We start from the raw sequence: 13866 nt of genomic DNA on the forward strand, positions 1-13866 counted from the left end.
TCGCCAGACACGGCCACGTCACGTCATGGTGAGAGATCAGGCGACCAGTGTTTCGGCTTTCTTGAGGTCCACCGACACCAGCTGGCTCACGCCCTGTTCGGCCATCGTCACCCCAAAAAGCCGGTCCATCCGGGCCATCGTGACGGCGTGGTGCGTGATGATCAGGAAACGGGTGTCGGTCCGGCGGCACATCTCATCCAGCAAATCGCAGAACCGCGTGACGTTGGCGTCATCCAGCGGCGCATCCACCTCGTCCAGAACGCAGATCGGCGCGGGATTGGCGAGGAACACGGCAAAGATCAGCGCCAGCGCGGTCAACGTCTGCTCGCCCCCGGACAGCAGGCTGAGCGTCGACAGTTTCTTGCCCGGCGGCTGGCACATGATTTCGAGCCCCGCTTCGAGCGGATCATCGCTTTCCACCATGACAAGGTTCGCCTCGCCCCCGCCAAACAGGTGACGGAAGAGCATGGAAAAGTTCGAGTTCACCTGCTCAAACGCCGTCAAAAGGCGCTCGCGGCCTTCGCGGTTCAGGCTGGCGATGCCGCTGCGCAGCGTCTTGATCGCCTCTTCGAGGTCTTCTTTTTCGGACACGAGGGTGTCGTGCTCTTCCTGTACGTCTTTGGCGTCCTCTTCCGCGCGCAGGTTGACGGCACCAAGCGCATCACGCTGACGTTTCAGCCGCGCCACTTCGGTTTCCAGCGCTTCGACCCCCGGCATGGTGTCCGGCGTCACATCCAGTGCGGTGAGCAACTGGTTCGGTGTCTGTTGATGCGCATCGGCGATGCGCTCTGCGGCGCCTTGAACGGTTTCCCGCGCCGCTTCGGTCAGCGCCTCTGCGCGGGCGCGTTCTTCGCGTGCCTCAGAGGCGGCACGCTCTGCGTCCCGCTCCGTTTGCGTGGCCTCACGCAGCGCCGCTTCGGCGGTGCTGAGCGCATTGGTGGCCTCTGCCTTTCGCGCATCCGCGCGTGTGATTTCCTCGGCGAGGGTCGCACGTGTTTCGGCCAGTTCACCGGGCACCGTCTGTGCCCGTTCCAGTTCACCTTCGGTTTCTTCCTTCCGCGCCACCAGCTCTGCACTGCGCTTTTCCGCGGTTTCCAACCGGTGCTTCCAGCCGCTGACTTCTTTAGTGATCTCCTGCGCGCGTTTCACCCGCGCCTCACCCGTGCGGCGCAGATCATCATGGGCCGAACGGCGCGACATCATGGTGATGCGGGCTGCCTCTACGGTCAAACGCAGGTCCTCGACCTGCGCCCGCGCAGCATCAAGGTCCGGAAGATCAGCGAGCGCCGTTTCCGCCTCTGACAGGCGCGCACGGGCGCCCATGGCCTCTTCCTCGTGCCGGGTCACGGCGAGGCCAAGCGATTCGAGACGGCTTTGGGCCAGATCGCGGTCCGCTTCGGCCCGGCTCAGCGCCCGCGCGGCATCTGCCACCATCCGGTCCGCGGCCCGGCGCGCCTCGCGTGCCCGCTTGTCCGCATCCGTCAGTTCACTCAGCCGCGCCGTCAACGCTTCGTGTGCCTGGCGCGCCCCATCGGCACGGGACGTTGCCCGCTCCTGCGACTGTTTCAACGCCTCCAGCCGGTTCAGCTGTTGCAGGCGCAGCGCGGCGGCACTTGGCGCGTCCTCTGCCCATGCACGGAAACCATCCCACCGCCACAGGTCCCCTTCAAGCGAGACAAGGCGTTGACCGGGTTTCAAAAGCGGGTGCAGCCGGGCGGCATCCTCCGGATCGGCAAGGCCGATCTGGCTCATCCGTCGCGCCAGCGCGGACGGGACCGACACATGCGCCGACAAAGGTGTCACACCGCTTGGCAGCGGCTGCGCGGCATCATAATCCGGCAGGGTCGCCCAACCAGACGGGCCATCGGCGTCCACTTCGGGTGCGCGCAAATCATCCGCCAAAGCAGCGCCAAGGGCCTTTTCAAAGCCGTTCTCGACCTGCAAACGGTCGACGATCTGCCCTCCTTCTGCCGTGTCCCGCTCCACCAGCTTGGCCAGCGCCCCAGCCTCCGCCCGCAACGCGTTCAACTCGCCGTCCGCCTCGGACCGTTCGGCGCGGGCGTCCGCCTCGCGCGCCTGCACATCGGCGCGGGCCTCTTCGGCGGCGAGCAATGTGTCATCCGCACGTTGTGCCGTGGCTTCGGCTTCCACCGAGGCGGCTTGCGCAGCCGTTACGTCGGTTTCCGCTTTCTTCAGGGCTTCGGCGCTTGTGGCCACCGCCGCGCGGGCCTTTTCCGCCTCGGATTGCGCCCGCGCCTCAACCTTGCGGTTGTCATCCAGAAGGCGCTGCGCCGATCCGTGCCGCGCCGCCAGACGCGCGACATCCTCCGTTTGCGAGGCCTGATCCTCCTCGCGGGCCTGCAACACCTGTGCTGCATCCCGCGCACTTGCCGCCGCATCCGCCAACAGGCCCTCATGGCCCTCGCTTGCCTTGGCGATTTCCGCCGCTTCCCATTCCAGCCGTTCGATGGTCTCACCGGCGTCGCGGTTCAGGCCACCTTCGCGTTCAATGTCGCGGCCCAGTTGCACGATCCGCTGGCTGAGCGTCTCGATCGTCTGTTGCGCCTGCCGTTCCTGATCATCGAGCGTATCGCGCTGCACACTCAGCCGCTGCAAAACGGCCGACGCGATGGCCTCTTCCTCACGCAGGGGCGGCAGCGCCTCTTCGGCGGCCGCGCGCGCTTTCAACGCAACCTGCACGGCGGCTTCGGCCTGCGCGGCAGAGGTCACGCGCGTGCGCAACGCGTCCTCGGCCCGTGCGCGCGCCTCGTCCGCCTCACGCCAGCGCCGGTAGAGCAATTGCCCTTCGGCGCGACGCAGGCTTTCGCCGATCTCGCGGTAGCGCGCCGCCTGACGTGCCTGACGCGCCAATTGCGCCAGCTGCGCGGCCAGCTGTTCGATCACGTCATCAACACGGGCGAGGTTCTGTTCCGCGCCCTTCAGCTTCAACTCCGCCTCGTGACGCCGTTGATACAGACCCGAGATGCCCGCCGCTTCTTCGAGGATGCGGCGGCGGTTCTTGGGTTTGGCGTTGATCAGTTCGGAAATCTGCCCCTGCCGCACAAGCGCGGGCGAATGCGCGCCCGTGGACGCATCAGCAAAAAGCATCTGGACATCGCGCGCCCGCACATCCTTGCCCCCGGCCTTGTACGCGCTGCCAACATCCCGCGTGATCCGGCGCACGATCTCGATGGCGTCCTGATCATTGAACCCGGCGGGCGCCAGCCGTTCCGAATTGTCGAGATGCAGGGACACTTCGGCAAAGTTGCGCGCGGGGCGGGTGGCGGCACCGGCAAAGATCACATCTTCCATCCCGCCGCCACGCATCGCCTTGGGCCGGTTTTCCCCCATCACCCACCGCAGCGCTTCCAGCAGGTTCGACTTGCCACAGCCATTGGGGCCGACAACACCGGTCAACCCGTCGGCGATGATCAGGTCGGTGGGGTCCACAAAGGATTTGAACCCTGTCAGTCTGAGTTTGGAAAAGCGCAAGGGCAGGTCCGGCTCTGAGTCTCTCTGGCCTGATATCGTGGCGGGCCACAGGGGCGCATGTCAACGGATGACCCCCAGAAACTGCGTATCACAGCGATTTATCCACAAGATATTGCGGCACTCCGCTCAGATCAGCGTGCAATCGAGGTCCAGGACCAGCTCATTTGTCGCTCCGCTCACATAGCTGTCGATGGTGTAGCAGTCATATTCGCCCTGCGGTTTCAGACGGTCGATGCGCGGTCCGCCCTTGCCGCAATCCAGGATTCCGGTGGCTTGTGCCTGATCCCCGCGCACCTCTTTGACGGTGCACCCACTCACCATTTCCATGGCACGACCGGCCCGGTCCTGGATCGGTCCGAACCGGGGCGCGTATTGCATATTGGTCCGGATGGCTTCGGCCAGCCGCCCGTTGACACGCACGTCAAATGTCGATCCGTCGATGGTCACCGTGGTCGCGGGCAAGCCGCGAAAATGCGGCCCCGCAGTGTTGCAGGCCGCAATCAAAAGAAGTGTCGGCAAAACCCATCGCATGGCCTCACTCAACCGCATGAGTGGTTAACAGCAGGTGAACGGGCCTCGTGTGCGCACCTTAACAAAGGCACCAACGCCGTCGATGGAACACATCCAAGCCAGCAATTGCGCCGCCCCCGCATTGGTCATATGATTTGACCAATTTGCAAAATCAGGTGCCCCATGCCCTTCCGCCCCGTCCAACCGGAAAAACTGTCCTCAGCCGTGATTCGCCAGATCGAACAGTTGATCCTGCGCGGGATCCTGCGGCCGGGTGAACGTCTGCCCCCGGAACGCGAGCTGGCCGACCGCCTCGGCGTGTCCCGCCCGTCCCTGCGCGAGGCCATCGGACATCTACAGGACGAAGGCTTGCTGGCCGCCCGGCCGGGTGCCGGTGTCTTTGTGGCGGATGTTCTGGGCTCGGCCTTTGCGCCCGCATTGACGCAACTCTTTGCCCGGCATGAAGAGGCCGTGTTCGACTATCTCAGTTTTCGGCGCGACATGGAGGGGCTGGCGGCGGAGCGGGCGGCGCGTCTTGCCTCCGACACGGATCTGGCCGTGGTGAATACAGTGTTCACCAAGATGGAAGCGGCCCATCCCAAGCGCAATTCCGACGAAGAGGCGCAGCTGGATGCGCAATTCCACATGGCCATCATCGAAGCGAGCCACAACGTGATCATGCTGCACATGATGCGGTCGATGTATCAACTGCTGCGCGATGGCGTTTTCTACAACCGGCAGGTCATGTTCAAACAGCGCACAACCCGGCAGGCGCTGCTGGACCAGCACCGCGCGATCAACACCGCGTTGCAGACCCGCGATCCCATAGGTGCGCGCGACGCCGTGCACACCCATCTCGACTATGTCGAGCGGGCGCTGCGCGATCAGGACAAGGCCGAGCGCAACGAGGACATCGCGCGCCAGCGGCTGGATCACGAACAGACGGGATAACGCATCACGGGCCTTCAACCACCGCGTTGATATGTGCGGTCATGAGGCTGCGCGCATCCTGTGCGCGCCCGGTTGCAATCGCTTCGGCAATCTTGCGGTGATCCGCCTGCGCCGCATCAAGGTGTTCGGCATCCTGTGCCGTATTGATCCGCGTCCGCGTCTGCACATCCAGCCGCTCCCAGATGTCGCGCAACGCCTGATTGCCGCACGCCTCGACGATCAACCGGTGAAATGCCGTGTTCAGATCGACAAAGGCCACAGGGTCCGCCGCACGCTCCATCTGAACGCACAGCGACAAAAGCTGCGTGCCCACGTCCGGATCCGATGCGGCCACAATCGCCGCGGCGAACCCTTCCAGTTCGGCCCGCACGGCATAAATCTCGCGCCGCTCTTCGCGGGAGTACTTGCGCACCACGGCACCGCGATTCCGCCGAAACGCAATCAGCCCCAGCCCTTCAAGCTGCCGCAACGCTTCCCGGACCGGCGCCTGACTGGTCCCGACCTCTTGGGCAATCGACAGCTCGATGAGCCGATCCCCGGGCTGCAACGTGCCCGTCACGATGCGGTCGACCAGCAGATCCTTGATCTGATCAGACAGGCTGGCGACGGTGAGTTTGGTCTTGGCGGGCATATCGGTGTCCGGATTGCATCAGGTGAAGGCATCGAAAATCAGCTTGAGACCGACGACGATCATCAGACCGTTGACGGCAATCTTGAACACAGCCTTTGACATCCGGCGCGACACGAGGACCCCGACATATGCCGAGGCCAGTGCAAGCGGCAGGAGATAGAGCGACAAAAGCGCGGCCTCCCGATCCAGCGTGCCAACGACGACAAACGGCACAACCTTGATCAGGTTCACGCCTGCCATAAACAGCGCGGATGTGGCCACAAACTGATGCTGCGCATACCCGCGCGACAGGAAATAGATGTGGATGGGCGGCCCGCCGGCATGTGCAAGCGTGCTGGTCAGACCAGACAGCCCGCCAAACACCCCGTTGGTCCAGCGCGGCCAGCCGTCAATCCGCGGCGCATATCCGGTGAGCGCCATGATCGCAAACGTGATGGCCAGAACACCAATCGCCCCGCCGATCAACGCCGGCGACACAAGAACAATGAGCGCCGCCCCGATTAGAACACCAACACCCGCCGCGGGCAGCGCATAAAGCACGGCCGGTATGTCTGCATTCTTGCGGTGCGCCCCGACGCTGACCAGGTCCATGGCAATCAGGATGGGCAAAAGCGCGCCAAGGGCCAGCGCGGGTGAGACGGCAAGCGCCATGATCGGCAAAGCCACCGGCGCACCGACACCACCGAACCCTCCCTTGGCCACGCCAAGCAGGAGAACGGCAATACCCAGAAAGAGGACCTCGGGTTCGAACATATATTCTCGATTATCGGTAAAATTATGCAAGATCAAGAATTACATATGTTTTCCACCTCGGTCTCTGGCATTCTCAGCGAAAAACCGATGCTGTCAGTAAGAATAGTCCTCGAAGACGCGGCTGAGATCGCCGCCCCAATCGCCATGATACCGGCCCAAGAGCTCGTCCGCAGGCGTTTGCCCGCTCTCGACGCTTTCCTGCAGGGCGTTGAGGAAATGCGTCTCGTCCGGGATCAGGCCCCCGGCACCGGGACGCGCGCGCGCCTTGAGACCCGCATGGCTGATCGCGACGGCCTGACGGGCCACGTCGTGCATGTCGATGCCTTCGACCTTGGCTTGCAACCCATCCACGGACGCCGCCACCCGCAGTGCCTCGCGCTGTTCTGCGGTCCAGCCCTTGCACAAGTCCCACGCCGCATCGAGCGCCGTCTGATCATAGGTCAGGCCAACCCAGAACGCGGGCAAGGCACAGAGCCGCCGCCACGGACCGCCATCGGCCCCGCGCATCTCGATATACTTTTTGATCCGTGCCTCGGGGAAGGCCGTGGTCAGGTGATCGGCCCAATCGCTCAGCTGCGGCGTCTCACCCGGCAGCGCGGGCAGCCGTCCGTCGAGAAAATCGCGGAAGGATTGCCCCAGTGCATCGACATATTTCCCGTCGCGATAGACAAAATACATCGGCACATCGAGCGCGTACTCCACCCAGCGTTCGAACCCGAACCCGTCTTCGAAAATGAACGGAATCATGCCCGCACGCGCGTTGTCCGTGTCGCGCCACACGCGGCTGCGCCAGCTTTTGTGACCGTTGGGCTGACCTTCGAAAAACGGAGAATTGGCAAACAGCGCGGCTGCCACGGGTTGCAGGGCAATGGCCACGCGCAGCTTTTGCACCATGTCTGCCTCGGACCCGAAATCCAGGTTGACCTGCACGGTGCAGGTCCGGCGCATCATCGTCCGGCCCATCGTGCCGACCTTGCCCATATAGGCGTCCATCAGCTTGTACCGCCCCTTGGGCATGAGGGGCATATCCTCGTGCATCCAGGTCGGTGCCGCGCCGAGGCCGATAAAGCCCACGCCAATCTCGCGCGAGATATCCATGACCTCCTTGAGGTGCGCATTCACTTCGTCACAGGTCTCATGAATGGTCTCAAGCGGCGCACCGGACAGCTCAAGCGCGCCACCGGGTTCCAGGGATACGTTCGCACCGTCCTTTTCGAGCCCGATCAGCTTGCCCCCCTCTTCGATGGGCGCCCAGCCGTGGCGGTCGCGCAGGGCGCTCAGCACGGCATGGATGGACCGATCACCTTCGTAGGGCAGCGGCTTCAGGCTGTCGACGCAATAGCCGAACTTCTCATGCTCGGTCCCGATCCGCCAATCTGCCTTGGGTTTGCACCCGCTCGCGAGATATTCGGCCAATTGATCATGGTGTTCGATTGGGCCGCCGCCGGATTGGGGGATGGACATGGACGCGCTCCGATCTCGTTGCTGGCGGTTTCCGGATTTCAGGGATGCTGTGATTTGCGGAGCGTGTCAATGCGTCGGACCTGTGCGCTCAGGCACGGCCTTGTGGCGCAATATGTGCAAGATCCGGTGCGCGCCGCTGCCATATGACCACAGCGCTGTGTGGCTGGGCCTGAAGCTGGCTGAGCATGCGTTCCGTGCGCAGACCGGGCAGGCTGGCAAAGGCGTCAAACAGGGCGTCCGCACCGTCCGCGTTCACGGGAATGTGCACATCCGGCAGCCCGCGCTGTTCCAGTCGCCAATGCGCCGGATGCTGCGTGCCATCCAGCGTGAGGCGCGTCAGCTCGCGCATGGCGACCGCGCCCCCGGAGAGCGGGCCAAAATAGGTGATCTGCCCTTCGACGATTTGCACCGTGCCAACGCCATCGCCCGCCCCGCGAAAGCGCCCCCGCTGAAAACCGATCATGATGAGCGCGCCGGCCCCCACCAGCACCGCAGGCGCGACATACCACAAAAGGCCCGTGGATTGCGCAAGCCACCACAGCCCCAGAACCGCCAGACCGACGCCAATGAGGACTTCGCGCCAGCGCCACAGCGCCGTTTGCGCCTCAGGCCGAATAAATCCCATCGACGAATCCCTTATGTCGCCCGCGTCACTGTTTGAAATAGGTGTTTCGGTGCCATGTCACAAACTCCGGCCGCGGAAAATGCGCCGGGTGATCCGGCGGGATCAACCGCCCGGTCTCATTGATCATGCTGCGCACCGCATCCGGGTCGTTCGCCTGGCGGGATATGAGGATCTCAAGATCATCGGACAGGCCGATCAACCCCCGGTCAAACATCCAGTGCACGGTGCCGGACAGAGCGAGGCCATTGGTGACGATATCCGGGCCGTCATCCTTGACCGGGCGAATATGCGCCGCCTCCGCTTCGGCCCGCCCGCCGCCGTTGATCAGGCGCAGGCCGGTCACGGCGCATCTTTCGGAATAGGCGCGCAAAACGACCTTGCGAAAGCTCTGGTCACGCACCGCACGGCTCAACATCTGGTCAATGCGGGGGCGTGCGCCGGGGTGGTCAAACCGGGCTGGCGCATCCTGCAGTCCGGTCGGCGACGCATCCGCGTCGCGGCGCGGCAAAACCGCGTCCGTGCCGTGCAACCCTGCCGCAATGATGCGAGAGAAGTCCGCCGGGGACACCGTCCGCACAGCCGCCTGCGCGCGGCCGGACACGGCGCCTGTGTCGTTCAGGAGGCCGCGCTCCACCAGGTCTCCATCCTGTCTGAACGGCACCGGGTCAGCCAGATCCAGATACGTGCCCGGCACAATGATGGCGCGAAACATATCCGGCTGATGCGGATCGGTGATGATCTCCTGCACCTGTGCGACGGCAAAATACCCTTTGGACTGCGGCACCTTGCGCGGCTCGTAATAGACAATCCAGTCGCCAACACATTGTTGCGCGCGGCTCAGGTACTGTTTGGGAAACTGGTAATGTGTCGCGGGCAGATCGCTATAGCGGGAATCGCTGCGGTGGATGAAAATGCCGAACGCCATCCCTGAAACACCCGCACCTTCTGCACCCCTGGCCGCAAAGGTGCCAAATCTCCGGCAGGCGCACAAGCTGCCGCGACCCCGGGCCCTACCAATCCCCGAGATGCTGTTGCCAGAGCGTCAGCGCCGCAACGGCTGCCGTGTCCGCGCGCAGGATCCGCGGGCCGAGCGGTACGGCATGTGCCGCGTCCAATCCATGGAGCCGCGCGCGCTCCTTTTCCGAAAAGCCGCCCTCCGGTCCGATCAGGATGGCCCATGGTCCCGCCACGTTTGGTAGGGTGGGCGATCCGCCCACCAATGCCTCATCGCAGAACATCACCTGCCGATCCCCAAGCCCCGCCAGAACCCGTTCCAGCCGCTCCATATCCGTCACCTCCGGCACATAGGTGCCGCCGCATTGCTCTGCCGCCTCGATGGCGTGCGCCTGCAACCGGTCGCGGTGCACACGACCCGCATTTGTAAAATCGGTTTGGACGGGAACAATACGGCGCGCGCCCATCTCGGCGGCTTTTTCAACGATGAAATCAGTGCGCGCCTTTTTAATCGGGGCAAACAGTAACCACAGGTCCGGCGGCATGTGCAGCGGTTGTGTCTGATGCGCGCACAACAGCGACCCACCGCGTTTGCCTGCCTCTGTCACCTCGGCCCGCCATTCGCCGTCCTGCCCGTTGAACAGCAGGACCGGCGCGCCGACACCCTGCCGCATCACGCCAAAGAGATAATGCGCGTGCTCCCGCGACAGCGGGACCGATTGCCCTGCCCCCAACGGGTGCTCTACATAAAGGCGGATCTTTGCGTCACTCATGAGCCCTACATATGACCAACCCTTCCCCCGCACCAGAGACGCAAGTGGCCGATGCCGTAAAAGGCAATTGGGTCGACACCCGCGCCCCGGCTTTCGCGCGTCCCTACCTACGGCTCAGTCGGGCGGACCGGCCCATTGGCACGTGGCTTTTGCTGTTGCCATGCTGGTGGGGGCTGGCGCTCGCCATCGTATACGACCAGACCCTCCGGTGGGAGGATGCGTGGATCGCGCTCGGCTGTGCCATGGGGGCGTGGTTGATGCGGGGGGCCGGGTGCACGTGGAACGACATCACGGATCGGGACATCGACGCGCAAGTGGCCCGGACGCAATCGCGCCCGATCCCGTCGGGCCAGGTGACTGTGCGCGGCGCGCTGACGTGGATGTGCCTGCAATCGCTGCTGGCCTTCGGTATCCTGCTGACCTTTCACCCGGCGGCCATACTGCTGGGTGTCCTGGCGTTGGTGCCTGTGGCGATCTACCCCTTTGCCAAGCGGTTTACGTGGTGGCCGCAGGTCTTTCTGGGACTTGCGTTCAACTGGGGGGCGCTTCTGGCCTGGACGGCGCATCGTGGACAGCTTGATGCGCCGGCGGTGCTGCTCTATGCGGCGGGCATCGCCTGGACGCTGTTTTACGACACAATCTATGCGCATCAGGATATCGAGGACGACGCCCTGATCGGCGTGAAATCCACCGCGCGGCTTTTTGGCGACAATACCGCGCAGTGGCTGCGGCGGTTCCTGGTGGCGACGGTCGGCCTGATGGGGCTGGCCGTGATCTTTACCGCAACGCGGGACGCATCCGTTCTGGCGTTGGTGGCGGCGCTGGCTGGGCCTTGGGCCATGGGCTGGCACATGGCGTGGCAGCTGCGCGGGCTCGACATCGAAAGCCCGGAAAAGTGCATGGTCCTGTTCCGGTCCAACCGCGACACCGGCTTTATCCCGCTCATCTTTTTTGTCGCCGCGCTTCTGGTGTGATTGAAACTCGACCGCACGACGCTTAGACCAAAGACCGTAACCCGAAGGGAACGCGACGCGATGCGCCTGTCCGCACTGTTCATGATTGCCAGTATTTTCGTGGTCGCTGCGGCCTTGTCGCTCGTGGCGGCGAACATGTCCGTCAAGCTGATCGAAGAGACCTCGGAAATTGGCGTGCGCGAGGCATTGGACGGCGAGGGCATGACATGGGCCGAAGTGGAGGCCGACGGTTTGCAGGTCACGCTGGCCGGGATCGCACCGACCGAAGCCATCCGCTTTGCCGCCCTGTCCACCGCCGGCACAATCGTGGACGCCGCGCGCGTCATTGACCAGATGGACGTGACCGCCGCCGCTGCCATCGCGCCGCCACGGTTTTCCGCCGAAATCCTGCGCAACGATGCGGGCCTGTCGGTGATTGGCCTCATCCCCGCCTCCACGGATCGCACCGAGGTCGTAGACCGGATCACCGCCATCAGCGGGGATGCCCCCGTCACCGACCTGATCGAAGTGGCCGATTACCCCGCCCCGTCGGGTTGGGACGATGCGCTTGGCTTTGCGCTGGCCGCGATGGAGCGCTTGCCGCGGGCCAAGGTGTCTGTTGAGGCGGGCCGCGTCTCCATCACCGCCATCACCGACAGCGCCGAGGAGAAAGCCCGCCTTGAGGCGCAGCTGAACCGTGCCGCACCCCCCGGCCTGCGTGTGGCACTGGATATTGCTGCGCCGCGCCCCGTGATCACGCCGTTCACCCTGCGCTTTGTCAAAGATGAGAATGGCACGCGGTTCGACGCCTGTTCCGCCGAATCCGAACGGTCCGAGACAGAGATCATGGGCGCCGCCTTTACCGCCGGGCTGACAGGTCCGGGTCGCTGTACCATCGGCCTGGGCGTGCCCAGCCCGAAATGGTCCACCGCAGTCAGTCAGGCGATCGAAGCCGTCAACACGCTTGGCGGCGGCTCCGTCACGTTTTCCGACGCGGACATCACGCTGGTCGCCGCCGAAGGTACGGTGCAGGGCGAATTTGACCGGGTCGTGGGTGATCTGGAAAACGCGCTGCCCGAGGTCTTTGCGCTTTATGCCAAGTTGCCCGAGACCGTCGATCCGAACCAGGGGCCGCCCGAATTCGTCGCCACGCTCAGCCCCGAAGGTCTGGTGCAGCTGCGCGGGCGCGTCTCGAGCGAGAACCTGCGCACCGTTGCGGACAGCTATGCCAAGGCGGCGTTTGGGTCGGACAATGTCTACACCGGTGCGCGCATCGTAGATGACCTGCCGACGGACTGGTCCGTCCGGGTTCTGGCCGGATTGGGGGCGTTGTCGGAACTGTCGAACGGGGCCGTGACGGTCACACCGGACAGCGTGGTGGTCAGCGGCAATACCGGCAATCCCGAGGCAAGCACGACAATTGCGTCGCTGTTGGCCAACCGGCTGGGCGAGGCAGAGGACTTCGACATTGCCGTCACCTATCAGGAACAGTTGGACCCGGTTGCGGCCCTGCCCACCCCCGAGGAATGCGAAGCGGAAATCGCAGCCATCGTGGGCACGTCAAAGATCACCTTTGAGCCCGGCAACGCCACCATCGACGCCGGAGCCCTTGGCACCATGGACGACATCGCCGAAGTGCTGCGCCAATGCGGCGGCATCCGGCTGGAGATCCAGGGACACACGGACAGCCAGGGCCGTGAGGAGATGAACCTCAACCTCAGCCAGGCGCGCGCGCAATCCGTCCTGAATGAGCTGCGCGCCCGGCGCGTTCTCACCTCCACCTTCTCTGCAAAGGGGTACGGGGAAACCGACCCCATCGCCGACAACGACACCGAAGAGGGGCGCGAAGCCAACCGCCGCATCGAATTCCGCTTGATCCGTCCGGCACCGTCTGCGCCCGAAGGTGAAACAACGCTGGAAACCCTCGCCGGTTCGGGCGATACAGCCGAGAGCGACGCCGAAACGGACGCGCAGGAGGAGGGCACCAGCGATGAGCAGAACTGAGTTTGTCATTGCGACGGCCATTATCCTGTTTGTGGCCTTCTGCTTGGGGTGGTTCGCAAACTGGTTGATCCACCGCTTTACCCGCGTGGCCGCGGGCGATGTGGCCGAGCTTGACCGGATGAGCCAGGAACTGCACGAAGCCGAGGAAACGCGCGATCAGGCGATCACGTACCTGCAACAGCGCGAGGCCGAGCTGACCAATCAGCTGCAACAGACCGAAGCGGAATTGCGCGCGGCCATGGACGGGTTGCGCGACGCGCGCCACGAGGCCGAAGAGCTGCGCGCGTGGATCGACCGTCAGCGCACCGGCTGATCACCAGCGCTTGAGCGCGTCCTCATCCTCGTCTCGCGAGGCCACCCATGCCTCGCCTGCGCCGGTCACCTCACGTTTCCAGAACGGCGCGCGGGATTTGAGGTAGTCCATCAGGAATTCCGCCGCTTCGAACGCATCCTTGCGATGGCGGGCTGCCGTGGCCACCATCATGATCTGTTCGCCCACCCGCAGCGTCCCATGGCGGTGGATCACCAACGCGTCTTCCAAAGACCAGCGGTCCACCGCCTGGGTCGCGATATCCGTCAGCGCCCGCTCGGTCATGCCGGGGTAATGCTCGATCTCCATGGTCAACAGGCCACCGGTCACGTCCCGCACAATGCCCGAAAACGTCACAACGCCGCCCGACGCACTCTGTGCATTTGCAAAGGCGGACGCCTCCTGCCCCAGGTCGAACGGGGCCTCCTGCACAACGACGCGCATTG

Annotated in this window: 13 protein-coding genes; 4 read left to right on the plus strand and 9 right to left on the minus strand. The window is 64.2% G+C overall.

Annotated elements, in window-relative coordinates; translation table 11 throughout:
- Positions 1-36 precede the first annotated feature (36 nt).
- Together smc and ACERHN_RS06435 are read right to left on the minus strand one after the other, a co-directional pair.
- Positions 37-3492: a chromosome segregation protein SMC gene (smc, locus tag ACERHN_RS06430; protein ID WP_415921819.1), complete on the minus strand. Its 3456-nt coding sequence runs from the start codon at positions 3490-3492 to the stop codon at positions 37-39.
- A 126-nt stretch (positions 3493-3618) separates the two neighbouring features.
- On the minus strand, positions 3619-4023 hold the full coding sequence (locus ACERHN_RS06435; protein WP_415921820.1) for a hypothetical protein: 405 nt from the start codon (positions 4021-4023) through the stop codon (positions 3619-3621).
- A 162-nt stretch (positions 4024-4185) separates the two neighbouring features.
- On the opposite strand from ACERHN_RS06435, the gene ACERHN_RS06440 reads away from it, so the two are divergent.
- Positions 4186-4953 (plus strand): FadR/GntR family transcriptional regulator, encoded by a 768-nt coding sequence (locus ACERHN_RS06440; RefSeq protein ID WP_415921821.1) that lies wholly within the window; start codon positions 4186-4188, stop codon positions 4951-4953.
- Positions 4954-4957: 4 nt separating this feature from the next.
- On the opposite strand, the gene ACERHN_RS06445 is transcribed toward ACERHN_RS06440, so the two are convergent.
- From ACERHN_RS06445 to ACERHN_RS06470, 6 genes are all read right to left on the minus strand, one after another.
- A complete protein-coding gene (locus tag ACERHN_RS06445; protein WP_415921822.1) occupies positions 4958-5584 on the minus strand; it encodes a GntR family transcriptional regulator in 627 nt (208 codons plus the stop codon).
- Positions 5585-5602: 18 nt separating this feature from the next.
- Positions 5603-6337 (minus strand): sulfite exporter TauE/SafE family protein, encoded by a 735-nt coding sequence (locus ACERHN_RS06450; RefSeq protein ID WP_415921823.1) that lies wholly within the window; start codon positions 6335-6337, stop codon positions 5603-5605.
- 93 nt (positions 6338-6430) lie between these two features.
- Positions 6431-7801, minus strand: a complete 1371-nt coding sequence (locus ACERHN_RS06455) for a glutamate--cysteine ligase (RefSeq protein ID WP_415921824.1) — start codon at positions 7799-7801, stop codon at positions 6431-6433.
- Positions 7802-7889: 88 nt separating this feature from the next.
- On the minus strand, positions 7890-8426 hold the full coding sequence (locus ACERHN_RS06460) for a hypothetical protein (protein WP_415921825.1): 537 nt from the start codon (positions 8424-8426) through the stop codon (positions 7890-7892).
- 25 nt (positions 8427-8451) lie between these two features.
- Entirely contained in the window at positions 8452-9351 is a 900-nt protein-coding gene (locus ACERHN_RS06465; RefSeq protein WP_415921826.1) for an HNH endonuclease, read from the minus strand.
- An 85-nt stretch (positions 9352-9436) separates the two neighbouring features.
- Positions 9437-10153, minus strand: a complete 717-nt coding sequence (locus tag ACERHN_RS06470) for a 16S rRNA (uracil(1498)-N(3))-methyltransferase (RefSeq protein WP_415921827.1) — start codon at positions 10151-10153, stop codon at positions 9437-9439.
- Positions 10154-10164: 11 nt separating this feature from the next.
- Here ACERHN_RS06470 and ubiA point away from each other — a divergent pair, with 11 nt between their 5' ends.
- The 3 genes from ubiA to ACERHN_RS06485 are packed head-to-tail and all read left to right on the plus strand — an operon-like array spanning position 10165 to position 13423.
- On the plus strand, positions 10165-11127 hold the full coding sequence (gene ubiA / locus ACERHN_RS06475; RefSeq protein ID WP_415921828.1) for a 4-hydroxybenzoate octaprenyltransferase: 963 nt from the start codon (positions 10165-10167) through the stop codon (positions 11125-11127).
- A 60-nt stretch (positions 11128-11187) separates the two neighbouring features.
- Positions 11188-13110 (plus strand): OmpA family protein, encoded by a 1923-nt coding sequence (locus ACERHN_RS06480; RefSeq protein ID WP_415921829.1) that lies wholly within the window; start codon positions 11188-11190, stop codon positions 13108-13110.
- Positions 13097-13423 carry a hypothetical protein gene (locus ACERHN_RS06485; protein WP_299689577.1) on the plus strand — a complete coding sequence of 109 codons (327 nt, stop codon included), beginning with the start codon at positions 13097-13099 and terminating at the stop codon, positions 13421-13423. The genes ACERHN_RS06480 and ACERHN_RS06485 overlap by 14 nt, the downstream gene beginning before the upstream one ends.
- On the opposite strand, the gene ACERHN_RS06490 is transcribed toward ACERHN_RS06485, so the two are convergent.
- Entirely contained in the window at positions 13424-13864 is a 441-nt protein-coding gene (locus tag ACERHN_RS06490) for a molybdenum cofactor biosynthesis protein MoaE (protein WP_415921830.1), read from the minus strand.
- Positions 13865-13866: the final 2 nt, after the last annotated feature.

This window comes from Tateyamaria rhodophyticola (assembly GCF_047777875.1).
In the GTDB taxonomy this organism is placed as follows: domain Bacteria; phylum Pseudomonadota; class Alphaproteobacteria; order Rhodobacterales; family Rhodobacteraceae; genus Tateyamaria.